The sequence below is a fragment of the Novosphingobium sp. SG754 genome (genome assembly GCF_013149315.1).
GTDB lineage: Bacteria > Pseudomonadota > Alphaproteobacteria > Sphingomonadales > Sphingomonadaceae > Novosphingobium > Novosphingobium capsulatum.
Genome location: NZ_JABGCC010000006.1, coordinates 192806 through 219259, shown reverse-complemented (window position 1 = coordinate 219259; position 26454 = coordinate 192806). Strand labels below are relative to the sequence as shown.

At 64.9% G+C, this 26454-nt stretch carries 23 protein-coding genes; 8 read left to right on the top strand and 15 right to left on the bottom strand.

Annotated features, from left to right (window positions below):
• Window positions 1–3: 3 nt before the first annotated feature.
• From FHW97_RS16625 to FHW97_RS16615, 3 genes are all read right to left on the bottom strand, one after another.
• A complete protein-coding gene (locus FHW97_RS16625) occupies window positions 4–1476 on the bottom strand; it encodes an aldehyde dehydrogenase (RefSeq protein WP_370525450.1) in 1473 nt (490 codons plus the stop codon).
• Between the two features lie 38 nt (window positions 1477–1514).
• A complete protein-coding gene (locus tag FHW97_RS16620; protein ID WP_171799289.1) occupies window positions 1515–1925 on the bottom strand; it encodes a nuclear transport factor 2 family protein in 411 nt (136 codons plus the stop codon).
• A gap of 151 nt (window positions 1926–2076) precedes the next feature.
• The gene (locus FHW97_RS16615; RefSeq protein WP_171799288.1) at window positions 2077–4509 is read right to left on the bottom strand and encodes a TonB-dependent receptor; all 2433 of its coding nucleotides are present in this window, start codon (window positions 4507–4509) and stop codon (window positions 2077–2079) included.
• A 245-nt stretch (window positions 4510–4754) separates the two neighbouring features.
• Between FHW97_RS16615 and FHW97_RS16610 the strand changes: the two genes are divergently transcribed.
• The gene (locus FHW97_RS16610; protein ID WP_062787567.1) at window positions 4755–5264 is read left to right on the top strand and encodes a MarR family winged helix-turn-helix transcriptional regulator; all 510 of its coding nucleotides are present in this window, start codon (window positions 4755–4757) and stop codon (window positions 5262–5264) included.
• A 131-nt stretch (window positions 5265–5395) separates the two neighbouring features.
• Here the strand turns inward: FHW97_RS16610 and FHW97_RS16605 are convergent, their stop codons facing one another.
• Window positions 5396–6115 carry a nuclear transport factor 2 family protein gene (locus tag FHW97_RS16605; RefSeq protein ID WP_171799287.1) on the bottom strand — a complete coding sequence of 240 codons (720 nt, stop codon included), beginning with the start codon at window positions 6113–6115 and terminating at the stop codon, window positions 5396–5398.
• Between the two features lie 73 nt (window positions 6116–6188).
• Here FHW97_RS16605 and FHW97_RS16600 point away from each other — a divergent pair, with 73 nt between their 5' ends.
• On the top strand, window positions 6189–7148 hold the full coding sequence (locus FHW97_RS16600; RefSeq protein WP_171799286.1) for an SDR family oxidoreductase: 960 nt from the start codon (window positions 6189–6191) through the stop codon (window positions 7146–7148).
• A gap of 79 nt (window positions 7149–7227) precedes the next feature.
• Window positions 7228–8100: a dienelactone hydrolase family protein gene (locus FHW97_RS16595; protein ID WP_171797243.1), complete on the top strand. Its 873-nt coding sequence runs from the start codon at window positions 7228–7230 to the stop codon at window positions 8098–8100.
• 213 nt (window positions 8101–8313) lie between these two features.
• Here FHW97_RS16595 and FHW97_RS16590 read toward each other — a convergent pair whose 3' ends face one another.
• From FHW97_RS16590 to FHW97_RS16545, 10 genes are all read right to left on the bottom strand, one after another.
• Window positions 8314–9240 carry an NAD(P)H-binding protein gene (locus FHW97_RS16590; RefSeq protein WP_171799285.1) on the bottom strand — a complete coding sequence of 309 codons (927 nt, stop codon included), beginning with the start codon at window positions 9238–9240 and terminating at the stop codon, window positions 8314–8316.
• On the bottom strand, window positions 9237–10733 hold the full coding sequence (locus FHW97_RS16585; protein ID WP_168352509.1) for a carotenoid oxygenase family protein: 1497 nt from the start codon (window positions 10731–10733) through the stop codon (window positions 9237–9239). Before FHW97_RS16585 ends, FHW97_RS16590 begins: the two co-directional genes overlap by 4 nt.
• A gap of 147 nt (window positions 10734–10880) precedes the next feature.
• Window positions 10881–13394 carry a TonB-dependent receptor gene (locus tag FHW97_RS16580; RefSeq protein WP_168352508.1) on the bottom strand — a complete coding sequence of 838 codons (2514 nt, stop codon included), beginning with the start codon at window positions 13392–13394 and terminating at the stop codon, window positions 10881–10883.
• A 134-nt stretch (window positions 13395–13528) separates the two neighbouring features.
• A complete protein-coding gene (locus FHW97_RS16575; protein ID WP_168352507.1) occupies window positions 13529–14320 on the bottom strand; it encodes a CmcJ/NvfI family oxidoreductase in 792 nt (263 codons plus the stop codon).
• A 91-nt stretch (window positions 14321–14411) separates the two neighbouring features.
• Window positions 14412–15356 carry a Gfo/Idh/MocA family oxidoreductase gene (locus FHW97_RS16570; RefSeq protein WP_022677412.1) on the bottom strand — a complete coding sequence of 315 codons (945 nt, stop codon included), beginning with the start codon at window positions 15354–15356 and terminating at the stop codon, window positions 14412–14414.
• A 185-nt stretch (window positions 15357–15541) separates the two neighbouring features.
• Window positions 15542–16402: a class III extradiol dioxygenase subunit beta gene (locus tag FHW97_RS16565; RefSeq protein ID WP_022677413.1), complete on the bottom strand. Its 861-nt coding sequence runs from the start codon at window positions 16400–16402 to the stop codon at window positions 15542–15544.
• 2 nt (window positions 16403–16404) lie between these two features.
• On the bottom strand, window positions 16405–16878 hold the full coding sequence (gene ligA, locus FHW97_RS16560) for a protocatechuate 4,5-dioxygenase subunit alpha (protein ID WP_370525448.1): 474 nt from the start codon (window positions 16876–16878) through the stop codon (window positions 16405–16407).
• A complete protein-coding gene (locus FHW97_RS16555; protein WP_022677415.1) occupies window positions 16875–17900 on the bottom strand; it encodes an amidohydrolase family protein in 1026 nt (341 codons plus the stop codon). The genes ligA and FHW97_RS16555 overlap by 4 nt, the downstream gene beginning before the upstream one ends.
• Entirely contained in the window at window positions 17897–18739 is an 843-nt protein-coding gene (locus tag FHW97_RS16550; RefSeq protein ID WP_054132630.1) for an NAD(P)-dependent oxidoreductase, read from the bottom strand. Before FHW97_RS16550 ends, FHW97_RS16555 begins: the two co-directional genes overlap by 4 nt.
• 62 nt (window positions 18740–18801) lie before the next feature.
• A complete protein-coding gene (locus FHW97_RS16545; protein WP_168352506.1) occupies window positions 18802–19968 on the bottom strand; it encodes a LysR family transcriptional regulator in 1167 nt (388 codons plus the stop codon).
• 123 nt (window positions 19969–20091) lie between these two features.
• On the opposite strand from FHW97_RS16545, the gene ligK reads away from it, so the two are divergent.
• The 3 genes from ligK (at window position 20092) to FHW97_RS16530 (ending at window position 22943) form a co-directional block, all read left to right on the top strand.
• Window positions 20092–20766, top strand: coding sequence for a 4-carboxy-4-hydroxy-2-oxoadipate aldolase/oxaloacetate decarboxylase (ligK, locus tag FHW97_RS16540; RefSeq protein ID WP_028657528.1), 675 nt, complete (start codon window positions 20092–20094; stop codon window positions 20764–20766).
• A gap of 136 nt (window positions 20767–20902) precedes the next feature.
• Window positions 20903–21964: a 4-oxalomesaconate tautomerase gene (locus FHW97_RS16535; RefSeq protein ID WP_168352505.1), complete on the top strand. Its 1062-nt coding sequence runs from the start codon at window positions 20903–20905 to the stop codon at window positions 21962–21964.
• A gap of 109 nt (window positions 21965–22073) precedes the next feature.
• Window positions 22074–22943: an amidohydrolase family protein gene (locus tag FHW97_RS16530; protein WP_168352504.1), complete on the top strand. Its 870-nt coding sequence runs from the start codon at window positions 22074–22076 to the stop codon at window positions 22941–22943.
• Window positions 22944–22983: 40 nt separating this feature from the next.
• Here the strand turns inward: FHW97_RS16530 and FHW97_RS16525 are convergent, their stop codons facing one another.
• Entirely contained in the window at window positions 22984–25257 is a 2274-nt protein-coding gene (locus FHW97_RS16525; RefSeq protein ID WP_253941846.1) for a TonB-dependent siderophore receptor, read from the bottom strand.
• Window positions 25258–25592: 335 nt separating this feature from the next.
• On the opposite strand from FHW97_RS16525, the gene FHW97_RS16520 reads away from it, so the two are divergent.
• The gene (locus FHW97_RS16520; protein WP_168352586.1) at window positions 25593–26009 is read left to right on the top strand and encodes a secondary thiamine-phosphate synthase enzyme YjbQ; all 417 of its coding nucleotides are present in this window, start codon (window positions 25593–25595) and stop codon (window positions 26007–26009) included.
• A 2-nt stretch (window positions 26010–26011) separates the two neighbouring features.
• Window positions 26012–26413, top strand: coding sequence for a thioesterase family protein (locus FHW97_RS16515; protein ID WP_022675095.1), 402 nt, complete (start codon window positions 26012–26014; stop codon window positions 26411–26413).
• Window positions 26414–26454: the final 41 nt, after the last annotated feature.

The window sequence follows — 26454 nt, the reverse complement described above, 5'->3', positions numbered from 1 at the left end:
CGCTCAAAGCCCCTCGGGCAGGGCATCGAGCAGCATGGTTTTGGTTTCGACGTAGGGCATCAGCCCTTCGGGCCCGCCCTCGCGGCCCACGCCCGATTGCTTGAAGCCGCCGAACGGCAGGCCAAAATCCATGCGCAGGCCGTTCTGGCCAAAGCCGCCGGTGCGGATGCGCCGGCCGATCGTCCAGGCAGCCTGGGCATCGTGCGTCAGCACCGAACCGTTGAGGCCATAGGCACTGGCATTGGCCACCGCCACGGCCTCTTCCTCGTCCTCCACCGGGATCAGCGCCAGCACCGGACCAAAGATCTCTTCCTGGGCAATGGCATCGGCATTGTTCACATTGGCAAACAGCGTCGGCTCGATGAAATAGCCACGGTTGAGATGGCTGGGGCGGCTGCCGCCGGTCACCAGGTCAGCGCTGGCCTTGCCTTGCGCAATATAGCCCTCGATCCGCTCCAACTGGCGCTGCATTGCCACCGGGCCCAACTGGGCGGCGGGGTCATCGCTGTGACCGATCACCACGCCGCGCATTTCCCGGGCGATGGCATCGGCCAGTTCATCATGGCGCGCGCGCGGCACGATCACCCGGCTCAGCATCGCGCAGACCTGCCCGCTCATCATCGTGATCGTGCCGGTCAGCAGCTTGGCCGCATGATCGATCGCGAAATCGTCGCGCACGATCGCGGCAGACTTGCCGCCCAGTTCCAGCGTGCAGCGCGCCACGCGGCCGGCGCAGACCTGGCCGATGCGCTTGCCCGCCACGGTCGATCCGGTGAAGCTCACCTTGTCCACACCAGGATTGCTGACCAGGTGATCGGCTGCCTCGCGGTGGCTGGGCACCAGGTTGACCACGCCGGGCGGCAGGCCCGCCGCCTCGGCCGCCTCGGCAATGAGATAGGCTTCCAGCGGGGTTTCAGGCGATGGCTTCATCACCACGCAGCACCCCGTCAGCAGGGCATAGGCCACCTTGTTGGCCATGATGCCGAACGGGCCGTTCCACGGCGCGATGGCCGCCACCACACCCACCGGTTCCTGCACGATCAGCGCGGCCGCCGCCGCATGGCTGGGGCGCTGCTCGATAAAGCGAAAGTCTTGCGCAAAGCCGGCGATACCATCGAGCGCTAACAGCGCGCCCTGGTGCATCGGCCCGGCAAAGCTGGCCAGCCCGCCGATCTGCGCGGTCCAGGCGCGGGCAAGTTCATCGGCGCGCGGGCGCAGATGATCGATCATCGCGCGAAATGCCGCAATGCGCTGCGCCGGGGGCGTGGTAGGCCAGGGGCCATGGTCGAACGCCGCGCGCGCCGCCGCGACGGCCGCATCCATGTCTGTCGCGTCCGCCTCGGCCACGCGGGCCACCACCTGCTCGCTATCAGGCGAAATAATCTCGATCAGGCGACCGCTGTGCGCGGGCACCCATTGCCCGCCGATATAGAGGCGTTCGGGATGGGCGATATGAACGCCGTGGGGAAGCAGCATGGACAATTCCTTTGATCGAACGCGGCAGGCCAAATGGTTCAGGCGGCAAGCGGCGGTGGCAAAGCGCATTCCACTTTTACGATCCGGCCCTGACGCGTGGTATAGAAGATGAACTGGCGGATTTCCTGGACCTCGCCCGCGCGGATGGGAAAGAAGCCGGTTGCGCCCTTGGCGTCCAGTTCGTCGCGCGTCAGGTCGCGCAGCGCTTCGATCCGCACGATCGCATCCACCGCAGTTGCCGTCTCACTGGCGGCAAAGTTATGGATCGAAACGGTTTCCTTCACGCAGGAATGCAGCCAGGCATAGAATGCCTTGAGCTCTTCCCGGGTGGCGATGACAATGCCGAAGAATTCCATGCGCGGTGGATCGACATAGAAATCGGCAACGCCGTCATAGTCCCTGGCGTTGAACGCGGCGAGATAGCGTTCATAGCCGGCGCGATCGAGCATCGGTCTCTCCCCTGGCCTGGCCGGATTCGGCCTTTCGTCAACGCTAACAAATGATACGGTCAGGGCAAGCACAATCCGTGCGCCTGATCTGCCAAACGAAAAGGGGCAGCCCGCAAAGGCTGCCCCTTTCCCCTCATGACCGGAAAAGCGATCAGAACTTCTTGGCGACGCTCAGCGCCCATTCGCGCGGACGGCCCACATTGCTGTAAACCGTGCCAGCCGAGGCATAGAGCGCCGAGAAGCGGATCGGCAGGTAGTAGTACTTGTTGAACACGTTCTGCACTTCGAACGCGACGGTGAGGTCTTCCTTCTCGTTCCGCCACGTCAGGCGCGCGTTGCCCAGGGCAAAGGCCGGGTTGTAGTCGAGTGCGCTGGTGGGCGTGAGGCGGCCGATGTTCTGCTTGCCGGTATAGGCAAGGTCAAACCGCGGGGTGAGCGAGCCATGGCCTTCCACCGGGATGCGGTACTGGATGCCCAGGCTGCCGCGCCAGTGCGGGGTAACGATCGGGTCCTGCAGCTGGATGGACTGGCCCACCGTCGGCCCCAGGCGCTTCCATTCGCCGTCGATCCAGCTCAGCGTGGCGTCGATGTCCAGCCCTTCGACCGGGCGTGCGGTCAATTCCGCTTCAGCGCCCCACATCTTGCCGTCGCCGGCATTGCCCACTGCGGCGCATGGGAACGGATCGGTGCCGATCGGGAACCCGTCGAGCACCGAGCAATCGGCCAGGTTGAGCTGGATGTTCTTGTAATCGTTCACGAAGCCCGAAAGGTTGAAGCGTACCTTGCGATCGAACAGGTCAGACTTGATGCCGATTTCATAGGCAGTGAGCGTTTCGGGCGTGAACGTGCCGTTGACCGCCTGGTTCTTGGTGAACGGCCGCGCCGTCACGCCGCCGCCCTTGAAGCCGGTGCTGACCGTGGCATAGGCCAGCAGCTGCGGATTGAAGCGATAGTCAACCGACAGGCGCCAGTCCAGCTTGCTGCCATTGTAGTTGGCGACCGAGCCATTGAGCGCGCCCACGCCGAACGGATCGACCAGCGGGCCGCCGGCCCAGTTCTGGCGCACGAAGGTATAGTCCTTGTGCTCCTTGGTATAGCGCAGGCCACCAGTGACGTTGAGGCCCGGCGCCGGGTGCAGGATCAGCGTGCCGAACGCGGCCTTGCTGTTGGCGTTGACGGGGTCGTTGCCCTGGAATTGCAGGAACAGGAACGGCGCGCCATGGCCGATGTAGCGGATGTCTTGCCGCGTGAAGTAGACCGAGGTCTGGTCGTTGTAGAACCCGCCAATCGTCCAGTCCGCCAGATCGCCGATCTTGCCGTTGAGGCGCAGTTCCTGGCTGAAGAAGTGGAAGCGCAGGTCGTTGTAGCCGGCGCCGGCAATGTTCGGATCGGGGGTGAAATCGTCGTCGGTACCGAACGTCTGCTTGTATTTGCGATAGGCGGTGATCGACACCAGCTTGAGATCGTCGGTCAGGCCCACGGTGAGGTTGCTGGAAACGCCCCAGCCGGAAAACACCGTGTTGCGCGGCATCGAATAGCTTTGCGCTGCCTGGCCGCCGGCCCCCATGTACCAGCTGGCATAGGTGCAGCGCGGGCCGCACATGAAATTGATGCCGTCGGTCTTGGTGGTATCGTCCACCGTCACCACGCCGGCGGCGTTGGAGCGGTTTTCGTAGGTATAGTCGCCGGTGACGACCCAATCGATGCGGTCGTTGGGGTTGTAGCGCAGTGATCCGCGCAGGCCGGAATAGTTCTTTTCGCCCAGCTTGCCGGTGACGCAGTTGGTTGGCACGTTGGCGCCCGCCGTCAGGCCCAGGCTGTTGCCCGGGTGAGCACAGCCATAATCGACCACGTCGACATAGCCGTCCTGGCGCTTGTACACGCCCGAAACGCGGGCATAGAGCCCATCGGCCAGCTGGAAGTTGAGGCTGCCACGCAGATCGACGCGGTTGCGCGCGCCATAGACCGCTTCGATCTGGCCGGAATCGCCCGGCTGCGGCTTGACCGAAAACATCTTGATCGCGCCACCGATGGAGTTGCGGCCGGTCAGCGTACCCTGTGGCCCGCGCAGCACTTCCACCCGCTCAAGATCGAGCAGGTCCATCACCGAGCCGGTCAGCGTGGCATAATAGACATCGTCGACATAGATGCCCACGCCCGGTTCATAGGCAGGGTTGAAGTCTGCCTGGCCGATACCGCGAATGTAGGCCGCCATCGACGAGCCATAGGCGCCGCCCATCTGCGTCAACTGCACGTTGGGCGCCTGCGCCGCGATCTGCGAGATATCGGTCTGGTTGCGCGCGGCGAGCAGCCCGGCGTCGACCGCGGTGATCGACAGCGGCGTATCCTGCAGGCGCTGGTTGCGGAACTGCGCGGTCACCACGATTTCGCGGATGCCCTGGTCATCGCCAGCGGCGGCGGCCTGCGCATCACCCTGGGGCGACGTGGCCTGCGGGGCTGGTGCCTGGGCCTGGGGTGCCGGCTCGGCAGCATGCGCCGCAGCGCCGAGGGCCAATGCCATGGCAGTAGCGCTGCCGGCGGCAAAAAGCCGCACCAAATGCGTGTTGGGAATCATGCTGGCCATAAGCCCCTCTCCTGGATCGGCCCGTTATCGAGCCTCGTTCTGTTTGTTAGTTAGGCATACTAATTAGCAGAGCGCAAGAGGGCGTTTTCAGCCACGCCCGGATAATAACATCTGATGCAATCCAACAACAAGCCCTATCGCGTGCCGCGCCGGAAAAACCGGCAGAAATCCGGGCCGTTTACCGTGCGGCGCAGCAATTCATGCGGCCCCTTGCCGCGCTTGCCAAGGTTGTCATAGTAAGTGCCATGACCAGCCGCACGCCGCCGCCAGCAGCCCCCGCCGAACCACCCCGCAACGCCATGGATGGCGTGGACGAGGATGCCGCCCTGCTGGTGGACCTGTTGAAACTTGCCACCTTTGTTTCCAATCCCATGCGCACCGGTGTGGCCGAGCCGCTGGACCTGGCGCCCACCGACCTACGCATCATCCTGGCGCTGGGCGGGGAAGGCGAAATGGCCGGGCACGAGCTGTCAGAGATCATGGGCGTGCCGCCGATGAACGTCAGCCGCGCGCTTGTTGCGTTGCACCAAAAGGGCCTGGTCGAACCGGGCGAAGACCTGCGCAATCGGCGGCGCAAACCCTTCCGCCTGAGCGCGGCCGGCCAGGCCATGTTCGATCGTACCGTGCCGGCCATGGCCCAGGTGAGTCGCCAGCTGTTCGCCGATTTCAACGCGCGCGACCGCGCCGCCTTCCGCCGCGCCTCCGGCCGCCTGCTGGCGCGGATGACGCAGTGGGAAGGCAGCAGCGACGGCTGACACCACGACCGCACTTGCCGCACCGAAGGAAGCGGGACCCCGGATCAAGTCCGGGGTGACGGTAAGTTGATAGATTGGTTCTCTTTTTATCGTCACCCCGGACTTGATCCGGGGTCCCGCTAGTGCATCGCTCAAGGCCACTTTTTCTGCAGCGGGGTGAAATCCCCCACGGCAAAGGCTGCGGCGAGCACCGGGTGGGCAAAGCTCATCGGCACTTCCTGGCGGTGCGGCCAGGTCTCGCGCACTTGCGTTTCGGGCAGGATCACATCAGGCCCGATCGGATTTTCGGGATAGCACATCACCGCCGGCTGCAGGTGGGCCGTGGTCTTGGCCCAGCCGGTTTCATAATCGGCCTGCCACTGCATCATGTAGTCCAGCCGCTTGATCTTCCAGATGCCGTCTTCCTTGACGTAATCGTTTTCGTAGATGCCCGATTCCCAGAACTGCTGCGGCATGCCTTCGGGCTTGGCATCGAGGACGGCATCGTGCCAGCCGCCGGCCAGAATGCCCCGGAAGCGCCCTTGGGCGCTCTGTCCATCGGGCGCCACGGTGATCACGTCCTGCAACTGGAAATGGTCGAGCAGCAGGCCTTTGACCGGCCCGCGCCGCCCGCCGGTGAACAGGTTCTGGAACCAGGTGCCATATAGGCGCATGATCCCTTCATAGCCGCGGTATTCGCCCGACAGGAACACCACCGCGCCATCGCGGGCAAACAGCCCGGCCACTTCCTCTGGCCGGTTATAGTCGATGTAATAGCCATAGGCCCATTGCAGGCGGCGGATGGCATTGACATCCTCGATCTGTGTCACCCGCGTTTCCAGGGCGGCAAGGCGCTGTTCCAGGTCGCTCACGATAGGCTCTCCCATTCTCTTTGTTAGTATGCAACACTAACAATTATAACATGGAAGGCGAGAGGAAAAACCCATGCAAGCGCAAGACAACGCAGTCGGTCAGGCCGGCGGCCAGACGGATGGTTGGGCCGGGCAGGTGGCGCTCATCACCGGGGCAGGCACCGGCATCGGCCTGGGCGTGGCCCGCGCGTTCAGCGATGCCGGCCTGGCGCTGGCGCTGACCTATCGCAACGAGGCGCAGCGCACCGCCGTGGCCGCGCAATTCGCCGCCGAGGGCCGCCCGGCGCCGCTGTTCCTGCCACTCGACGTCACCGATCGCGCCCGCTGGGCCGACGTGGTGGCGCAGACGGTGGCGCATTTCGGCGCGCTGCATGTGCTGGTCAACAATGCCGGCGTGAGCGTGTTCGGCAACACCGACGAAGCCAGCCATGCCGATTACGACTGGATCATGGGTGTCAACTTTGGCGGCGTGGCCAATGGCTTGGTCGCCGCCCTGCCCGCGATCAAGGCGGCCAGCGGCAAACGCAGCGTGGTCAATATCGCCAGCATGGCCGCCTTCCTGCCCGGCCCGCAGGCGGGGATCTATACCGCCAGCAAGTTTGCCGTGCGGGGATTGACCGAATCGCTGCGCTATAACCTGGCGCAGCATGGCATCGGCTGCGCTTTGTGCTGCCCCGCGCTGACCCGCACCAATGCCTGGGACAGCGCGCTCAAGCGCCCCGATGCATTCGGCCAGAGCGGCTTTGCCCCGGTGAGCGAGGCGGAGCTGCGCCAGTTCGGCACCGCGTTCGACGCCGGCATGGACCCGTATGAAGTGGGACAAAAGGTCTTTGCCGGCATGGCGCGCGGCGATGGCCTGATCCTGACCCATCCCGAATTCGCCGACGATTTTCGCGAGATCTACGAAGCCAGCCTGGCCGCGCTGCCCGATGAAGTGGCGCCGCCCGCCCGGCTCGAAATCGAACGCCTGCGCCGCGCTGCCATGGCCCAGGCCAAGGCCGGCATCGCGGTGGGCCTCGCCGATCTGACCTGAACCAAATACCGATACCGCTTCCCCGCCGGTCTGCGCTAGACCACGCGCGGACGGGGAACAGGTTCTGGAGAGACGCGCCATGTGCGACAGCTTGACCGAAGACGACAACGCCCAGTGGCTGGCGATCAACCGCCGGCAATTCGCCGCCATTGGCGCCGGCGCGGCGACTCTGGCGATCGCGCCGGGCTGCGTGGCAGCAGCGCCTGCCGGCCTTGCCACGGAGTCGCGCCCGGTCACGATCGAAACCGCCGACGGCACCGCCGATGGCTTTTTCGTCTATCCGGCCAAGGGCAAGCACCCGGCCGTGCTGCTCTGGCCCGATATCGCCGGCCTGCGTGAAGCCTATCAGACCATGGCGACGCGCCTCGCTGCGGCGGGCTTTGCCGTGCTGGCGATCAACCACTATTACCGCAACAGCCCGGCGCCGGTGCTGCCCGATTTCGCCGCCTGGCGCACGCCCGAAGGCCAGCAAAAGCTGCAGCCGATGATCCAGGCGCTGACACCGGAAAAGATCCAGGCCGATGCCGGCAGCTATGTCGACTGGCTCGATCGCCAGCCGCAGGTCGATACCGCGCACAAGATCGGCACCCAGGGCTATTGCATGGGCGGCCCCTACACCGTGTTTGCCGCCTATGCCCGGCCCGCCCGCATTGGCGCGGCGGTGTCGTGCCACGGCGCCAACCTGGTCAACGATACGGCGCAAAGCCCGCACAAGCTGCTCGGCCAGACGCAGGCCTCGTTCATCTTCGCGATTGCGCAAAACGACGATGCCCGCGCGCCCGGTGACAAGACGGCCCTCAAAGATGCCGCCGCCGCGGCAGACCGCCCGGCCGACGTGGCAGTCTACCCCGCCCAGCACGGCTGGTGCACGATCGACGCGCCGGTCTATGACAAGATCCAGGCCGAAAAGGTCTGGAGCAAGCTGCTCGCGCTCTACGCCAAGGCGCTATGATCTAAAGCTGTAACTCGCGCTTGGCCCCCACGGGCTTCGACAAGCTCAGCCCGAACGGTGTCTCAGGAAATTTGCCCTGATTTCCGTTCGCCCTGAGCTTGGCTGCCACGGGCTTCGACAGGCCCAGCCCGAACGGTGTCTCAGGAAATTTGTCCTGATGCCCGTTCGCCCTGAGCCTGTCGAAGGGCGCCCGCACTGCCTCTGCCCCGCCCCCTACTTCCCCGCCGCCGCGCGCAGCATGGCCACGTTGGCTTCCACCATCTCGCGCGTCGATCGCGCGGGGCGGCCGGTCAGGCGCTCCACGTCGTCGGTGCAGATTTCCAGGAATCCCTCGCGGATGGCGCGGCCGAACGTGACCATGTCGTCGCTGTTCCACGGCACGCCGGCCACGGTCTGATCGTCCACCGGGCGGCGCGGAATGCCCAGGCTGTCAAACAGCGCATACTGCGCTTCGTCACTCAGATCGTGGTAGGCCACCGGGCAGCCGGTCACCTCCGCCATCATCGCGGCCACCTCGGCAAAGGTTTCGAGGTGTGGCCCGGTGATGTTGTAGATCTGGTTTTCGTGGCCCAGGGTGGTGAGCACGGCCACCGCGCTGGCAATGCAATCGTCGCGCCAGACCATCGCCTCGCGCCCATTGCCGGCATTGGCATACCAGGCGCCGCTTTGCATCACCTGTGGCCCGGCCATCAGCAGCATCGCGTCGGCATAATGCGCGTCGCGCAGGAAAGTGAAGGCGCAACCCGAGGCGCGGATCAGGCGTTCGGTCTCGATATGGTCGTGCCGCACTTCGGCCGGGTTGGCCGGATCATCGATGCCGATGAAACTGGTATAGACGATGTGGCGGATACCGGCCGCCACGGCCGCATCGATCGCCGCCTGATGCTGCACCACCCGCGCACCCACGCGCGTGCCCGAAATCAGCAGCAGCACATCGCCGCCGGCCATGGCCGCGGGCAGCGTGGCGGGATGATCGAAATCGCCCTGCCGCACCACGCAGCCCTGCGCTGCGCGCGCAGCCAGCTTGTCGGGCTTGCGCGTGATCAGGATCAGGTCTGCGGCGCGGCCCATCGCCACCAGGGCATCGGCGACGCCGCGACCATAGTTGCCCGATGCGCCGGTGATGACGATCCGGGTCATGCCGCCACGCCTGTGCGCACGGCATCGAGCTGTGCCTGGGGCACCCACCAGCCATGCACCTGCGGGCGCAGGCGGGTGGGAATCTGCACTGTCGCCACCGGCCCTGCCCCCAGGTTGCCGGCATCGATCACCCAGGCAAAATGCTCGAACGCATCTTCGCCGATCTGGTGGTCCACCATGGTCACCAGCCAGCCATCGTGGCCCGGTGTGGCGCTGGGCACGTGCACCGGCTCGTTATAGCACCAGCCCGGCTCCATCGGCAGGGCCTGGGTGATCTGCGGGCTGGCGGTGTCCATCCCGTCCAGCCGCACCAGCATGTCGAACATGCCCAGCACCGGCCCGCCCATCACCGGCGGCCCGCGCCGATCGGGGTTCATCGTCAGCATCCACCCCGTCTTGTAGGGACGGCCCTGGCTCTTGGCCGGAATGATCGGGAAATCGCCCGGCGGGCCGATCACCGTTTCCGTGACTGGGCCGGCGGGCCCACGCGGATCGACCGTCCAGCGGGTGAGGCCGCCGGTAATCTCCCAGGGTTGCAGGAACAGGCCGGCCGGCTCGCGGATAAAGGCAAAGGCATTGCTGCTCGACAGGCACTGGTCGAAATGCAGCAGCCCCTCGGCATCCTCCCAGGCGTTCATCATGTGATAGCAATAGACCCCCTTGGGCCCCTGGAACCACTTGATGTCCTTCACATCGCCATCGCGCGGCATCACGCCCAGCCACGATTCCAGGCCCTGCTCGTGGTGCCAGTGTTCGCCGCCGGCCTTCATCCGCTCCAACTCGGCCGTGGTCGGATAGACCGGGAACAGCGCCCAGTTCCGCGAAATGGTGAAGTCATGCATCATCGCGCAATAGGGCGCATCGAACCACTGTTCCGACTTGAGCGCGCCATCGGCGCCGACCCGGGCATAGGCGATCTTGGTAGAGGCCAGGCCATCGGCCTCATAGCCATAGAAATAGAGGTCGCCGCTATCAGGATCGATGCGCACGTGCGCGGTCATCGTTTCGGACTTGAGCAGGCCATCGAAATCGAACGAACCCAGCGTATCGAGCGTGTGCGGATCGATGCGATAGGGCCGCCCGTCTTCCTTGGTCATCAACAGCCGCCCGGCGTGCCACACCGGGGTGGTGTTGGCCACGGTGCGATCCACCCCGGCCACATCAGGATCATCGGTAAAGGGATTGCGATAGCGGCCAAAACGGGCGCGGCCCGCCGCCTTTTCCGCCTGGTGGCGCGCGGTTTCGACAAAGCGGATGGCATAATCGGCCGTACCATCGGCATTGAAGCGCACGCGGCTGATCATGCCATCGCCCGACAGGGTGTGATCGTCGGCAAACTTGGGCGCAAAGGCCGGATCGGGCACGGCGCGGAAAAAGGCGCCGCGCACCTCGGGGGGCAAGGTGCCTTCGACGGGCAGCCCTTCGAGCGCCAGTTCAGTGCCCACGGGTGCGTTGAGCCCGATGAAATAGGGGGTCGGCGGAAAGTCGCCCATGGCATCCTCACGTTATCAATTGTTAGAATTATTCTACCACGTGACGCCCGGTTTTCAAGAGCGTTCGGCCAAACAAAAGGCCTCCTTCCCGGATGGGAAGGAGGCCCAGCATGCGCCGTCAGGCCGGCACATTTCGGTAACGCTTGATCAGAAGTTGCGTTTCACCGTCACCGCCCAGGTGCGCGGAAGCCCCGGCGCACCGGCGCTGGTGCCAATCGGGCCGAAGTTGGCGGTCATCGAGGTGAAGTAATACTTGTTGGTCAGGTTGCGCACTTCGGCGCTGATCGACCAGGTATCGGCATCGCTTTTCCAGGTCACGCGGGCGTTGGCCAGGAAATAGTCGTCGATCCGGTTGGTTGCCGTCTGGAATGCCAGCGGGCTGGGCGTGGCGGCAGGGATCGGCGCGGTATCGACATTGGTGGGATCGACATAGATGTGCGACTGGTAGCTGCCGTCCAGGCGCACGGTGACCAGGCCCTTGAGCACGTCGGGAATGTCATAGGAAAGCCCGGCGTTCCATTTCCATTCCGGCGTATAGGGCGGCACCATGCTGGCCGTCACGCCAGTGTTGGCGGTATCGACCGTGGTATACTTGAACTTGAGCCACGAGAGCGAGCCGTCGATCGACAGGTGATCGATCGGGCGGATGGTCGTTTCCACCTCGATCCCCTTCACATGGGCAGAACCCACGTTCTTGGGCTGGAGGCAGGGCGTGGTGGGGAACCCGGCGGTGTTCGGGCAATTCAGCACCGTCAGAATGATGTTCTTGTAATCGTTGAAGAATGCTGAAACGTTGAAGCGCAGGCGGCGATCGAACAGGTCCGATTTGAAGCCAACTTCATAGGCCGTGATCGTCTCAGGCCGGAAATCCTCCACCTGGCTGGGATAGAACGGACGCGGGTTGACGCCGCCCGAACGATAGCCGGTGGAAACCTGGGCATAGGTCATCAACTGGGGCGAGACGCGATAGTCGGCCGCCACGCGCCAATCGAGGCGCGAGGCATCGAAGGTCTTGTACAGCCCGTTGAGCGCGGCGAGCGCGCAGTTGGGCGGCTGGTTCACGCCAAACGGATAGCCAGTGCACGGCTGGATGGTGGAGCCATCGGGATTGTGGCGGACATAGCCGTATTCCTTGTGGTCCCACGATTCGCGCAGGCCGCCGGTCAGCGTGAACGCCTCGAACGGCTTCCAGCTCGCATTGGCAAAGACCGCCTTGTTGGTGGCCGGCGTGGGATCGGGGCCGTGCAGGAAATCGATGCCGGCATAGTTCAGGTCGATGCGGCCGGTGAACATGCCCTTGGCATGGAAATAGAACCCGCCCAGCACGAAATCGAGCGTGTTGTTGAGCGCCTTGCCGGTCAGGCGCAGTTCCTGGCTCCACTGCGAATTGCTCTGCGCCTGGTTGAGCATCGAGGGCACGACCGGCGCGCTTTCGGCAAACGACCAGTCGGAATCATAGTGGCGATAGGCAGTGATCGATTTCAGCGCCAGGCTGGGCCCAAGCGTCCAATCGATCGTGCCGGCAAAGCCATAGTTATCGAGGTTGGAATGGCGGTTGAGCGCCAGGGGCTTGTACGGCACCTGGTGATCGGGCCGCGCCGCATCATAGAACGTGGCATAGCTGACATAGCGCTTGTCATAGCCGCTGAGCGTGTCGCAGCTGTTGCGGCCATTGGGCACGAAGCGGCAATCGAGCGGGATCGGCGCGCCATTGGTGCCATAGAGCCACGCGCGGTTGGGGTCCTTGGTAACCGGCGATCCGGCGAACTGGGCGATGTTGTTGCCATAGATCAGCACCGAAGCGCCCGGCTCGTCACGCTCGCGCGTATAGTCGGCCGACACGTTGACCTCGACATTGGCGTCGGGCGTCCAGCGCAGCGCCACCTTGCCGGCGGCAAAGCTGGTGCCGCCCAGCGTGCCAACCTGGGGATTGGCGCCGGTGGCCATCGTCGGCACATTGGTGCCCGGATGGGTCAGCGCATAGTCGAGGATCTTGACATAGCCATCGCGGTTCTTGCTCACGCCCGACACGCGCATGGCCAGGTTGTCGGTCAGCTTGAGATCGAAATGTCCACGCAGATCAACGCGATGATAGCTGCCATAGGTGGCTTCGAACGAACCGGAATTGTCGCCCTTGGGCTTGACGCCATAGAGCTTGATCGACCCGCCCAGCGAGTTGCGCCCCGCGAGCGTGCCCTGCGGCCCGCGCAGCACTTCGACGCGGTCGAGGTCCATCAGATCGAGCAGCGAGCCGGTCAGCGTGGGCAGATAGACATCGTCCACGTACATGCCCACGCCCGGTTCGAGGGCGAAGTTGGGGTCAGACTGCCCGACGCCGCGGATGAAGGCGATGATGCCGGGGCCAAGATACTGATTTTGCGGGGCCAGCGTCACGTTGGGGGTTTGCGCCGCCACTTCGGAAATGTTGGTCTGCCCGCGCGCGGCCAGCATGGCGCCGTTGACGGCGGTGATGGCCAGCGGCGTATCCTGCAACTTTTGGTTGCGGAACTGCGCCGTCACGACGATTTCAGGCGTGGTGTTGCCGGCCGTTTCGGCGGGTTTTTGCGGGGTTTCGGGCGCCGACTGGGCCAGCGCGGGGGTGGCGACAAGCGACAGCAAAGCGGCTGCCGAGCACAGCAGATCGCAGCGTGAAAACGCCATTTCGGTATCCTCCCAAGGATAGCAGCCGGATGGTTCCGGTCTGAAATCTTAGGTATCACATATGCGAAACGTTCAGCAATGCGAAATAACAGTAGGACGATTATAATTCATAACTGTTGCACAAGTGCCTCGCCTCACACCTCCCAGAAGGCAGTGGCGCGCATTTCGATGCTGACGCGCGGCGGCGCATCGGCGGGGCAGCCGGGCAGATCGAACGCCACGTGCGGCACATGGGTGGCGCGGCGTGGATCGCTGTCGAAGGTCTTGAACACGATCGCTTCATCGGCGGTGAGGTTGGAAAACCAGTTCCAGCGATGCGCGGGATTTGCCGCGATCACATAGCTTTCGAACGACCATTCCGGCGCGCCGCCGGGCGGATCGAAGATGGCATCGGCGACGATGCAGTCTGCCGGGGACAGGCTGCGCGCATCGCACAGCGCCAGCGGCACATCCTGCGGCGGGGCGGAGAGCGCGCGCCACACGTTGTATTGCGCCACGCGCGCATGCGGGCGCCCGGCCGCCAGGCGCTGGGTCATCGACAGGGCCGTGGCAGGCGACACGTCGATATGGGCAAAGCGTGCGGGCATCGAATTGTCGAGGCTGCCGGCCCGGCCCGAGCGTTCGGAAAAGCGCAAGAGCCCAGCGCCGGTCACCTCCACCCGGCTGGCCCCAGTCAAGTCCTTGATCAGCCCGGCGATTTCGGGAACGTGGATGGCTGCAACCTGCGCGCGATCGGCAAAGTCGGTCACCGCGCTGCGATCGCGCACCAGTTCAAAGCCTTCAACGTCGAGGCTGGTGCCGCGCCCGCGCGCGTCGCGGATGGGCATGGCCAGCGGCGCGATCTCCACCTCGTCGCGATCATGGGCGTTGGCGTAATAGCGCGGACGCGCCAAGCCGCGCCCGGAATAGGCGATTACCGCTTCCATCCTTGCATCCTTTCCCAAGGCCCGGCGCCATGATTGCGCCGTGGCCCCAACAAAAAAGGCCCGCCACGATGGGCGGGCCTGATCCTGTGGCTTAACCGGCAGCGAGCTGCTTTTCCAGTTCGCCCAACACCCGATAGCAATCGAGCACCTTGCCCACCGAGCTGTTGGGTTCGCGCCCTTCGCGGATCGCGGCGACGAATTCGCGGTCCTGCAACTCGATGCCGTTCATCGACACATCGACATGGCTGACATCGATCGGCTCTTCCTTGCCGTTCACCAGATCATCGTAGCGCGCGATATAGGTGGCGGTGTCACCGATATAGCGGAAGAACGTGCCGAGCGGGCCGTCGTTGTTGAACGAGAGCGAGAGCGTGCAGATCGCGCCGCTTTCGCTCTTGAGCTGGATCGACATATCCATGGCGATGCCCAGTTCCGGGTGGATCGGCCCTTCGACGGCATTGGCCTTGACGATCTTGCCGGCCTGATAGGCGAACAGGTCCACCGTGTGGGCGGCGTGGTGCCACAGCAGGTGATCGGTCCACGAGCGCGCTTCGCCCTTGGCGTTGATGTTTTTGCGGCGGAAGAAATAGGTCTGCACGTCCATCTGCTGGACGTTGAATTCGCCGGCCTTGATCTTGTTGTGCACGTACTGGTGGGAAGGGTTGAAACGGCGCGTGTGGCCAACCATGCAGACCAGCCCGGTTTCCTTCTGCTTGGCCACCACGGCTTCGGCATCGGCCCAGCTATCGGCGAGGGGGATTTCCACCTGGACGTGCTTGCCCGCGTTCATGCAGGCGATCGCCTGCTCGGCATGCATCTGCGTGGGGGTGCACAGGATCACCGCATCCACGTCAGGCAGTGCCAGCGCTTCTTCCAGTTCGGTGCCGGAATGGCGCGCGCCATACTTGGCCGCCACGGCCGCAGCCTGATCAGCGCGGCGGCTGATCACCGAAACGATTTCGACGCCATCGATATTCTTGAGGCCGTCGAGGTGCTTTTCGCCGAAGGCGCCGGCACCGACCAGGGCAATACGCATGGGGGTAACTCCTGTTAAGCGCCCCGCGTGGGCAGGGGCTCTGCAATCTCCCCTCCCGCTGGCGGGAGAGGTTTGGGGGAGGAATTGCTCATCCCTCCTGGAAACGTGGCTTGGGGGAGCGCACGGGAACATGCCCTCCCCCGGCCCCTCCCGCGCGCGGGAGGGGGGATTATGGCGAGCCTGGCTTAGGCCGGCACGGTTTCTTCTTCGACCGGTTCGAGCACGAGGTGCCCGATCGCGGTGTTGGAGCAGGGAATGTGGTAATGCTTGTGCAGCAGGCGGGTCTTGTCACCCAGCGCGCCGCGCATGATCAGCCACATGACCATCTCGATCCCTTCCGAGCCGGTTTCGCGCAGGTATTCGATGTGCGGAATCCAGCGCGCGGCGTCGGTATCGCCCACCAGCAGGTCCATGAACCTGTTGTCCCACTCGCGGTTGAGCAGGCCGGCGCGCTTGCCCTGGAGCTGGTGGCTCATGCCGCCGGTGCCCCAGATCTGCACGTTGAGGTCTTCGGGGAAGCTTTCCACCGCGCGCTTGATCGCCTCGCCCAGCGCCCAGCAGCGGTTGCCCGATGGCACCGGATAGGTCACGACGTTGACGGCGAGCGGGATGACCTTGGCCGGCCAGGCCTGGGGCTGGCCGAACATCATCGACAGCGGCACGGTCAGGCCGTGGTCCACGTCCATCTCGTTGATGATCGTCATGTCGAATTCATCGAGGATCAGGCTCTGCGCGATGTGCCAGGCCAGATCGGGATGCCCTTCGACCTCGGGCACCTGGCGCGGGCCCCAGCCCTCGTCGGCCGGCTTGTAGCGCTCGCCACAGCCGATCGCGAACGTGGGCACGATCTTCATGTCAAAGGCCGAAGCATGGTCGTTGTAGACCAGGATGATCACATCCGGCTTCTGTTCCTTTTCCCACTGCCGGGTCCATTCATAGCCGGCAAAGATCGGGCCGAAGTAATCGTCACCCGTCTTGCCCTGGTCCACCGCCACGCCCAGCAGGGGCACGTGGCTGGAACCGACGCCTGCGGTAATCCGCGCCATGGTCAGTTGTCCTTCCCGGTTTCCTGGGCGCGCGCGGCGGCGGCCAGGTTTTCCTTGATCGAGCGATTGCCTTCGGGCGAGCGGCCGCCTTCCAGCATCATCTGGCGGTATTCCGGCCAGGTCATGTCGGTCATCGTCGACACCGCCTCGGCAAAGGGCAGGCCATCGGACGAGAACAGCTTGGAGAGGAAATAGACGTTGCCGCCCATGTCGAGCAGCGTGTTATAATCACGCGCCAAAAGCGCCTGCTTGCCTTCCTCGCTGATCTGCCATTCATCGAGATAGGCGCGCTCATCAGCCTTGAACCGCGCGCGGTTTTCGGCCTTCATCAGGCTCATCGCGAACTGGTTGATATGATAGCCCTTGCGCGCCCGCGCGGCGGTATAGACGCGGGTGCCGGGGATATCGTCAAATTCGGCCAGATAGGCATGAATGTCGCGCGGCTTGGCGTCTGGCGCGCCCTTGGTGATCGTCACAGGCCTCTCTCCTTCAGCTTCTCGTCAAGGCGCGGGAACACGCGGCGGGCATTGCCTTCGAAGATCGCGTGGCGCTGCGCGTCGGAAATGTTCAGCGCATCGACATAGCGCTTGGTGTCATCGAAATAGTGGCCGGTCTGGGGATCGATGCCACGCACCGCGCCGACCATTTCCGAACCGAACAGGATGTTCTTGGTCTCGATCACCTCGGCCAGCAGGTTCACGCCGGGCTGGTGATAGACGCAGGTGTCGAAGAACACGTTGTTCATCAGGTGCCCGTCGAGCGCCGGCTTTTTCAGCATGTCGGCCAGGCCGCGATAGCGCCCCCAGTGATAGGGCACCGCGCCGCCGCCATGCGGAATGATGAAGCGCAGCGTGGGGAAACGGCTGAACAGATCGCCTTCCAGCAGCTGCATGAACGCGATGGTATCGGCGGCGATATAATAGGCGCCAGTGGCGTGCATCGCCGGGTTGCAGCTGCCCGAGACGTGGATCATCGCCGGCACATCGAGTTCCACCATCTTTTCATAGAAGGGGAACCAAAATTCATCCGTCAGCGGCGGATGCTTGAAGTGGCCGCCGCCCGGATCGGGATTGAGATTGCAGCCGATGAAGCCCAGCTGCGTCACGCAGCGTTCCAGCTCGGCGATCGAGCTGGTCATGTCTGCCTCGGGCGACTGGGGCAGCATGCACACGCCGGCAAAGGTTTCCGGATAGAGCGCCACGACCCGCGCGATCAGGTTGTTGCAGGCCTGGGCCCAGGGCACGGCCACGCTCTGATCGCCCACGTGCGGGGCCATGGCGCTGGCGCGGGGCGAGAAGATCGTCATGTCCGCACCGCGTTCCTTGATCAGGCGCAGCTGGTTGGCCTCGATCGTCTCGCGGATGTCGTCATCGGAAATGTCGGGATAGGGCGGCGCGGGCTCGCCCGCCTTGAACGCGGCCTTCTGCGCCTCGCGCCAGGCGTCGTGCGCCTTGGGCAGCACGGTATAGTGGCCGTGGCAATCGATGATCATGGTCATTCCGCCGGTTCCTTGGTGTTGGCTGCCATAGGCGTTGTGCTTTCAAACGGGATGGTGTGGCCGGCCTGGCTGCGCTGGCGCGCGACGGTGCCGGTGGTCATCAGCGGCTCGACGCCAAGGCCGATCAGGGTCTTGGCGGATTCCTCCATCTCGGCCGCGCGACGCAGGCCGTGGGTGGTCATCCGCTCGATGTTGTAGGCGGCGCGGGTGAACCAGCTGTCACCCTTCTCGCTGGCGTCGAGCGAGGACAGCACCTCTTCGACCACGCCGGCGCGGGTGGCGGCCAGCATCATCTCGGCGGTCAAGGCTTCCACGCCCTTGACCATGATCGAGCGGATCATCTTGATCGCGCTGGCGCGGCCCACGTCATCGCCCACCACGCGCACATTGGTAAAGCCAGCCTCTTGCAGCGCGACGGCAGCATCGTGCGCAGCCGGGCCGGAGACCAGCAGCGGCACCTTGAGCCGCGCGGGATTGACCGGGGCCAACACCGCCACATCGACATAGCGCGCCCCGGCCGCTTCCACCGCCCGGGCGGCAGCGCGCTTGGTATCGGGAGCGACCGAGTTCATGTCGCAAAACAGCGCGCCGGGGGCGAGCATGGCGGCATGTTCCTGCGCGACGGGCAGCGCGCTATCGGCCGTCACCAGGCTGAGCACCAGGCCGGCGCCGCCCAGGGCGCTGTCGGCGGTGGCGGCGGCCATCACCCCGGCTTCTTCCATGGCGGCGTGGCGGGCGGGATCGATGTCAAACGCGCTGGCCTGGGATTCCCAGCCAGCGGCCTTGGCAAAGGTCGATCCGGCTTCGCCGAACCCGATCAGGGCAAGTGTTCTCTCCATGGCGCACCTGTTGCGGCCCTTATGCAACGCATACAAATGCAAAGAGCGCGGTGGCCATAAATTTATGCGAAACCTTTCTGCGCCACTTCGCGCAGCAGGGCGACGAACGCGGCCTGTGGCGCGGTGGGCCGCCACAGCGCGCGGTGCGTCATCCCGATCGTGCGGCGCACCGGCACCGGGGTGGGCCGCGCCGCCAGCAGGCCCACGTCAAGCTCTACCGCCAATTGCGCCGGGCTGAGCAGGGTGAGCGCATCGGACCCCACCAGCAATTGCCGCACGGTGAGCACCGAGCCGCATTCGATGCCGACATGGGGCGGCGGCGCGCCGGTGGCGGCCTGCATCATCGCCTCCCAATAATGGCGCAGCGGGGTATCGCCGCCAGGCAATATCCACGGATAGTGCTGCAGGGCGGCCGGATCGAGCGGGTGGACCGGATCGGCGAGCGGATGGCCGGCGCGCATGACCAGCGCGGGGCGATCCTCGAACACGGCCTCCTGCTCCAGATCATCGAGCGCGGTGGTTTCGCGCAGGGCGCCCAACATGAAGTCGATTTCGCCATCGCGCAGCGGCCCGACCAGTTCGGCATGGCTGCCTTCGACCACGGCCACATCGACACCGGGATAGGCGGCGGCAAAGCGCAGCAGCGTTTCGGGCAGCCAGCGCGCGCGAGACAGCGGCATGGCGCCGATCACCACGCGGCCGGCCGCCTTACCCTGCCACGCCGCCACTTCGGCCAGGCCGCTGCGCAATTCGGCCATGGCCAGGCCAAAGCCGCGCGCGCGGCGGGCGCCGGCCGGGGTGAGCAGCACGGTGCGGCCACGCCGATCGATCAGCCGCTGCCCCAGCGCCACGCCCAGATCCGCCACGGCGCGGTGCAGCGACGCGGCGGAAAGCCCAGTATCCTGCGCCGCCCCGGCATAGGACCCGGCGCGCGCCAGGGCCAGGAAAGCGCGCACCTGCGTGCCGGTGACGCGGGGGGAGCCGATCTGCTCGATCGCCGCCTCGGCCCGCGGCGCCAGCAGCAGCGCCGGCTCGGTCGCGGTCATGCCCCCCGCCCCGCGCTCAAACAGCAGGCAACCGAGGTCTGCCTCGAGCCGGGCGATGGCCTGGGTCAGCGCGGGCTGCGTCAGGTTTACCGCACGCGCGGCGCGGGTCACGCTGCCATGGCGCACGGTGGCGGCAAAGGCAGCGAAGTGGCGAATGTTGAGCGCGGGGTCGGGACGGGCCATCCATCCAGACTTAGCATTTCCTTATGGCACATGCCAAACATTGCATTTGGCGCTGCCCGCCCCCGGTTCCAAATGCAGGCCATCCGTGCCGAACCGGCCAGCCATCATAGGGAGACAAGCGCCATGTCGGGTATCGTCGTGCAGAATATCGAACGGGCCGATCCCGCCGTGATCGACGGCCTGGCCGCCTGCGGCGTGGCCACCGTGCACGAAGCGCAGGGTCGCACCGGCCTGCTCGCCAGCTACATGCGCCCGATCTATCGCGGCGCGCGCATCGCCGGATCGGCCGTGACGATCAGCGCCCCTCCGGGCGACAACTGGATGGTCCATGTCGCGATCGAACAGCTGCAGGCCGGCGATATCCTGCTGCTGGCCCCGACTTCACCCTGCGAAGACGGCTATTTCGGTGACCTGCTCGCCACTTCCGCCCAGGCGCGCGGCTGCCGCGGCCTGGTGATCGATGCCGGCGTGCGCGATGTGCGCGACCTGACCGAGATGCAGTTCCCGGTGTGGTCCAAGGCGATCTATGCGCAAGGGACGGTCAAGAACACGCTGGGCAGCGTCAACGTGCCGGTGGTCTGCGCCAATTGCGCGGTGAACCCCGGCGACGTGATCGTGGCCGACGACGATGGCGTGGTGGTGGTGCCGCGCGCCAAGGCCGCAGAGGTACTCAAAGCCGCACAGGCGCGCGAAGCCAACGAAGGCGAAAAGCGCGAGAAGCTGGCCAACGGCGTGCTCGGCCTCGACATGTACAAGATGCGCGAGCGGCTGGAGAAGGAAGGCTTGAAGTACGTTTGAGGCTTTAACGCAACTAGCCCCCTCCTCTTCAGAGGAGGGGGTTGGGGGTGGTGCGGGGCCTGACGCCAGATTTCCACCACCCCCCGACCCCCTCCTCTGAAGAGGAGGGGGAGCATTGACGGCAGGAGTGTTGTTCATGACCACCGGTTTTTCCGCCCCCTGCATGTGGATGCGCGGCGGCACGTCGAAGGGCGGCTATTTCCTCAAGAGCGATCTGCCCACCGACGTGGCGGCGCGCGATGCCTTTCTGCTGGCGGTGATGGGCTCGCCCGATCCGCGCCAGATCGACGGGATGGGCGGCGCCGATCCGCTGACCAGCAAGGTGGCCGTGGTGAGCAAGTCCACGCGCGAGGGGATCGATATCGATTACCTGTTCCTGCAGGTCTTCGTCGACCAGGCGATCGTGACCGACGCGCAGAACTGCGGCAATATCCTGGCGGGCGTTGGCCCGTTTGCGATCGAGCGCGGGCTGGTGGCGGCGACGGGCGATGAAACCCGCGTGGCGATCTTCATGGAAAACACCGGGCAAGTGGCCGTGGCGACGGTGCAGACGCCGGGCGGCACGGTCAGCTATGCCGGCCAGGCCGCGATCGATGGCGTGCCGGGCACCCATGCCCCGGTGCCGCTGGAATTTCGCGATACGGCCGGTTCCTCGTGCGGGGCGCTGCTGCCCACCGGCAACGTGGCCGACATGATCCAAGGCGTGGCCGTGACGCTGATCGACAATGGCATGCCCTGCGTGGTGATGAAGGCGCAAGACGTGGGCATCACCGGCTATGAAGACCGCGAATGGCTGGACAATGCGACCGACCTCAAGGCGCGGATCGAGGCGATCCGGCTGGAAGTGGGCCCGCTGATGAACCTGGGCGACGTGAAGGAAAAGTCGGTGCCCAAGATGATGCTGGTGGCCCCGCCCAAGCACGGTGGCGCGGTCACGGTGCGCAGCTTCATCCCGCATCGCGCCCACGCCACGATCGGGGTGCTGGGCGCAGTGTCTGTGGCGACGGCCTGCCTGCTCGAAGGCTCTCCGGCGGCTGAGGTGGCGCAGGTGGGCGAAGGCAGCCGCAAGACCCTGTCGGTGGAGCATCCCACCGGCGAAATGAGCTGCGTGCTGGAAGTGGACGAGAGTGGCGCGGTCAAGACCGCCGCCCTGCTGCGCACCGCGCGCAAGCTGATGGATGGGGTGGTGTTCGGGTAAACGTGTGCTTCTCGCCCTGCGACAGGCTCAGGGCGAAGGGCGTGCGAGATTTCAAATAGGTTGCCGTTCGGGCTGAGCGTGTCGAAGCCCGGTTTTCAAGGACAAGACCATGACCGACCGTATCATTTCCTGGCACGGCAACCCGTCGAAGCCGCGCTATACGCCGCCGGCTGGCGCGATCGATGCGCATTGCCATGTGTTTGGCCCGATGGCGCAGTTTCCGTTCAGCGCCAAGGCCAAGTACCTGCCCGAAGACGCCGGGCAGGACATGCTGTTTGCGCTGCGCGATCACCTGGGCTTTGCCAAGAACGTGATCGTGCAGGCGAGCTGCCATGGCACCGACAATGCAGCGACGCTCGACGCCATTGCCAAGAGCAACGGGAAAGCGCGCGGCGTCGCCGTGGTCGATCCGGCGATTTCCGAGGACGAGCTGGCCGCGCTGCACGATGGTGGCATCCGGGGCATCCGCTTCAATTTCCTGAAGCGGCTGGTGGATGATGCGCCCAAGGACAAGTTCCTGGACGTGGCCAAGCGCCTGCCCGCTGGCTGGCACGTGGTGATCTATTTCGAGGCCGATATCCTGGAGGAACTGCGCCCGTTCATGGACGCCATTCCCGTGCCCTTGGTGATCGACCACATGGGCCGACCCGATGTGACGCAAGGGCCGGACGGGGCCGACATGAAGGCGTTCCGCGCGTTCCTCGATTCGCGGCCCGATATCTGGTTCAAAGCGACCTGCCCGGACCGGCTCGACCCATCAGGGGACCCGTGGAATGCCTTTGCCGATGCGGTGGCGCCGCTGGTGGCGGACTATCAGGACCGCGTGCTGTGGGGCACCGACTGGCCGCATCCCAACATGCAGGATGCCATTCCCGATGACGGGCACCTGGTCGACATGATCCCGCGCATCGCACCGACCGAAGAATTGCAGCGCAAGCTGCTCATCGACAATCCGACCAAGCTCTATTGGGCGGACTGAGCAACGAAGGGGGCGAGATGATCGCCCCCTTTCTTGTGGGTCAGAACGCATAGCCCAGGGTGAGCACGGCCGAGCGCCCCTCACCCGGCACGGCCCAGCCATTGTTGCGGATCGACGTGTAGTACTTCTCGTCGGTCAGGTTCTGCACGTTGATCTGCGCCGAAAGGCCGTTGTCCAGCTTGTAGCCCAGCGAAATGCGGTGGGTGAGATAGGACGGCGCCTTGTACATCGGCGCGCCGGTGGAATTGGTGAGATACCAGCTGCCCTGGTAGGTGAGGCCATAGCCCACCTCCAGCCCGAACGGCAGGTGATAGCTGGTGTAGAGGCTGCCCGACCAGCGTGGCGTGTTGGTGACCGGGTTGCCGGCCTGCACGTCGCTGGCGGGGCAGGTCACGCTACCGCCCGTGGGCAGCGTCTGCGTGGCGCCCAGGTGGTTCTTGCAGTAATTCGAAATCGACTGCTTGATCACGCCATCGAGGTACATGGCGTTGGCAAAGATCGTCCAGGCGGGCGTGATCTTGCCCGACAGGCCGAGCGACACGCCATCGACCTGGCTGCGCCCGTCGAGCACGTTGGTGGTGCCAACCAGCGGATCGTTGGCGGCGACGGGATAGTTGGTGCGCTCGTTGCGGAACACCGAGGCAGTCAATTGCAGCTTGCCCTGCGCCAGATCGACCTTGCCGCCCAGTTCGAAATTGACGGCGGTTTGCGGGGCGACGTTGCAGGGGTCACCCAGCAGAGTCGTGCTGGTCACCCCGCAACCGCTGCGCACGGTGGACGAGGCCGGTGTCTTGCTGTTGCCGTAAGCGACATAGAGGCTGGCGTTGGCCACCGGCTTGTAGACCAGGCCCAGGCGATAGCTGAACAAGTCGTCGGTGTTGTTCTGCGGCGCACCGGTGGTCACCGCGCCGCTGACCGCCACGGTGTCGCTGCGATAGCGGGCGCGGTTGTTTTCCCAGCGAATGCCGCCATTCACTTCGAACCCGCCGCCCAGCTTGACCGCATCAAACGCATAGAGCGCGATGTTGCGGGTGGAGCCATGGGCAATGGCGGTGGTGATGTAGTTTACCGGCCCGGTATAGATGGCATTGGGATTGGCGATGTTGATCGCATCGAGTGTGGGCGTGGTGCCATTGGCATTGCGCAACCCGTTGCCGGAATCGATGTCATAATCTTCCTGCGAGTATGCCGCGCCCAGTGCCAAAGTGTGTTCAAGGCCGAAGGTGGAGACCTTGGCGGAAAGATCAACCTGGTCATACCAGATCGAGGTGTCGGTCAGGCGGAACAGCCCACGCGGACCGCTGGGGTAATAGGTGCCCGCCGCCTGGGTTGACGAGCAGGCCGTGGCCGCGCCGGTCGAATTGGCCAGCGTGCCGTTGGCCAGGCACCAGGCACCCTGCGGCGGATCAACGAAGGTATCCTGCTTGACCTTTTGGTAGCGTGCCAGATTGCGGATCGAGACCGCATCGGAAAAGCGGTGGTCGAGGATGGCAGTGGCCTGGTCCACCGTCTGTTCCTGGCGATCGTAGTTCTTGTATCCGTAATAGCCGGCATAGCTGGCGCCGGGCAGCAAGCCGCCATAAACTGCGTAATAGGGCACGCCATATTGCGGGATATTCTTGTCACGCTGGTGCAGGTACAGCAGCGTCAGACTGGTATCGCCGGTCAGCCCGAACTTGATCGACGGCGCCACGCCCCAGCGGCGGTTGTATTCGAAATCGCGGCCGGGCACATCGGCGCTGTGGCCCATGGCGTTGAGGCGCACGGCGACCTCGCTGCCCAACTGCCAGTTGCTGTCCACCGTGCCGCGCCAGTAATTGGCCGTGCCCACCCCGCCCTGCACGGTAGTGCTGGTTTCGTCCTTGGGCCGCTTGCTGACCAGGTTGACCGTTCCGCCGATCGAGCCCGAGCCGCTGAACACCGAATTGGCGCCATTGGTCACTTCCACCTGCTCGATGTTGAACAGGTCGCTGCGGGAATACTGCGCGCTGTCGCGCACGCCATCGATCTGGATATCGGTATTGGCGCTCTGCCCACGCAGATTGATGCTGTCGCCATAGCCGCCGCCGCCTTCGCCCGCGCCCAGGGTAATGCCGGGCAGGATCGACAGCGCATCTTTCAATGACAGCAGGTTCTGCGCCTCGATCACCGCGCGGCCCACCACGGTGACGGTCTGCGGCGTATCGAGCAGAGGGCGCACGTACTTGGGCGATTCCGCCCGCTCTACCTTGACCGGGGCTTGCGCGATCGCGGTATCGGTCACGGTCACCCCGCCCAGCACGGTTTGCGCGGCATCCTGGGCCTGGGCCGGCATGGCGGCGATCACGCCGATACAGCCGGCGGCGAGAAATGCGGGACGCAAGGGCGAGGTGGCAGGCACGTGCCCGCTTGGCATGGGTGACGCGCGACGAGACCGGGATGCATTGATCATGATGGAATTTTTCCCCTTTGCTCGGATCGGGCAGCGGCGCCCGGTCCGGATGGGTAGCGCTTTATTGCGAGTGATTTTCATAATCAACCATGTTGATAATGATTCTCATTTTTTATCGTGCCGCGCAAAACCGGGGTGACATGGTCGGCGCCCCATGCCAGGCTGATGCGGTCATGAGCCAAGCCCTTCACCCCGCAGACGCGGTGCACGCCGCGCCGCTGCGCCAGGCCAGCACCACGCTGACCCTGCATACGCCCGGCCCCGGCCTGCACGAATTCACCCGCGAAACCGCGCAGTGGGTGGCGGCCCAGGGCATGAATAGCGGGCTGCTCACGCTGTTCTGCCGCCACACCTCGGCCTCGCTGTGCATCCAGGAAAATGCCGCGCGCGAGGTGCGTGGCGATATCGTGCGCTGGCTCGATCGCCTGGCACCGGAAAGCGCGGCCTATGCCCACGACGACGAAGGTTCGGACGACATGCCGGCCCATTTGAAAAGCATTCTGACCGGGGTGAGCCTGTCGATCCCGCTGGTCGGCGGGCAGCTCGCGCTTGGTACCTGGCAAGGCATCTACCTGTGCGAGCACCGCCGCATGGCGCATCGCCGCCAGATCGTGCTGCACCTGGTGGGTGCCTGATCATGACGGCTCGGTTTTCTTGCACGTTCACCGCCCTGCCCGAGCATATCGACGAGCTGGGCCATGTGAACAACGCGGTGTGGGTGCGCTGGATGGAACAGATCGCCACGCGGCATTGGGAAACGGTGGCGCCACCGGAACACGTGGCGGCCTATGTCTGGGTGGTGACCCGGCACGAGATCGACTATCGCGGCAATGTTGGCCAAGGCGAGAGCGTGGTGGCCACCACCTTCATTCCCGATCCGCCCCACGGCGCGCGGTTCGACCGCTGCGTCGATTTCGCCAACGCGGCCGGCAAAGTGATCGTCAGCGCGCGCACGACGTGGGCCCTGATCGATAAAAGCAGCGGACGCCTGGTTCGCGTTCCTGCAGAAGTGGCAGCGCCCTTTTACTCTCAGGCGTAAAGCATTGCTGGAACAATATGTAAAATAGCGTATTATAGCGC

Excerpts from the sequence above, each read along its gene's own strand:
- FHW97_RS16595 (WP_171797243.1), top strand. The coding sequence starts at position 7,228 with ATGTGCGACAGCTTGACCGAAGACGACAACGCCCAGTGGCTGGCGATC.
- FHW97_RS16610 (WP_062787567.1), top strand. The coding sequence starts at position 4,755 with ATGACCAGCCGCACGCCGCCGCCAGCAGCCCCCGCCGAACCACCCCGC.
- FHW97_RS16620 (WP_171799289.1), bottom strand. The coding sequence starts at position 1,925 with ATGCTCGATCGCGCCGGCTATGAACGCTATCTCGCCGCGTTCAACGCC.
- FHW97_RS16525 (WP_253941846.1), bottom strand. The coding sequence starts at position 25,257 with ATGCCGGCCCAGGCCCAGGATGCCGCGCAAACCGTGCTGGGCGGGGTG.
- FHW97_RS16555 (WP_022677415.1), bottom strand. The coding sequence starts at position 17,900 with ATGACCATGATCATCGATTGCCACGGCCACTATACCGTGCTGCCCAAG.
- FHW97_RS16570 (WP_022677412.1), bottom strand. The coding sequence starts at position 15,356 with ATGCGTATTGCCCTGGTCGGTGCCGGCGCCTTCGGCGAAAAGCACCTC.
- FHW97_RS16580 (WP_168352508.1), bottom strand. The coding sequence starts at position 13,394 with ATGGCGTTTTCACGCTGCGATCTGCTGTGCTCGGCAGCCGCTTTGCTG.
- FHW97_RS16515 (WP_022675095.1), top strand. The coding sequence starts at position 26,012 with ATGACGGCTCGGTTTTCTTGCACGTTCACCGCCCTGCCCGAGCATATC.
- FHW97_RS16530 (WP_168352504.1), top strand. The coding sequence starts at position 22,074 with ATGACCGACCGTATCATTTCCTGGCACGGCAACCCGTCGAAGCCGCGC.
- FHW97_RS16625 (WP_370525450.1), bottom strand. The coding sequence starts at position 1,476 with ATGCTGCTTCCCCACGGCGTTCATATCGCCCATCCCGAACGCCTCTAT.
- FHW97_RS16585 (WP_168352509.1), bottom strand. The coding sequence starts at position 10,733 with ATGGGCGACTTTCCGCCGACCCCCTATTTCATCGGGCTCAACGCACCC.
- FHW97_RS16550 (WP_054132630.1), bottom strand. The coding sequence starts at position 18,739 with ATGGAGAGAACACTTGCCCTGATCGGGTTCGGCGAAGCCGGATCGACC.
- FHW97_RS16615 (WP_171799288.1), bottom strand. The coding sequence starts at position 4,509 with ATGGCCAGCATGATTCCCAACACGCATTTGGTGCGGCTTTTTGCCGCC.
- FHW97_RS16575 (WP_168352507.1), bottom strand. The coding sequence starts at position 14,320 with ATGGAAGCGGTAATCGCCTATTCCGGGCGCGGCTTGGCGCGTCCGCGC.
- FHW97_RS16545 (WP_168352506.1), bottom strand. The coding sequence starts at position 19,968 with ATGGCCCGTCCCGACCCCGCGCTCAACATTCGCCACTTCGCTGCCTTT.
- FHW97_RS16600 (WP_171799286.1), top strand. The coding sequence starts at position 6,189 with ATGCAAGCGCAAGACAACGCAGTCGGTCAGGCCGGCGGCCAGACGGAT.
- ligK (WP_028657528.1), top strand. The coding sequence starts at position 20,092 with ATGTCGGGTATCGTCGTGCAGAATATCGAACGGGCCGATCCCGCCGTG.
- FHW97_RS16565 (WP_022677413.1), bottom strand. The coding sequence starts at position 16,402 with ATGGCGCGGATTACCGCAGGCGTCGGTTCCAGCCACGTGCCCCTGCTG.
- FHW97_RS16590 (WP_171799285.1), bottom strand. The coding sequence starts at position 9,240 with ATGACCCGGATCGTCATCACCGGCGCATCGGGCAACTATGGTCGCGGC.
- FHW97_RS16535 (WP_168352505.1), top strand. The coding sequence starts at position 20,903 with ATGACCACCGGTTTTTCCGCCCCCTGCATGTGGATGCGCGGCGGCACG.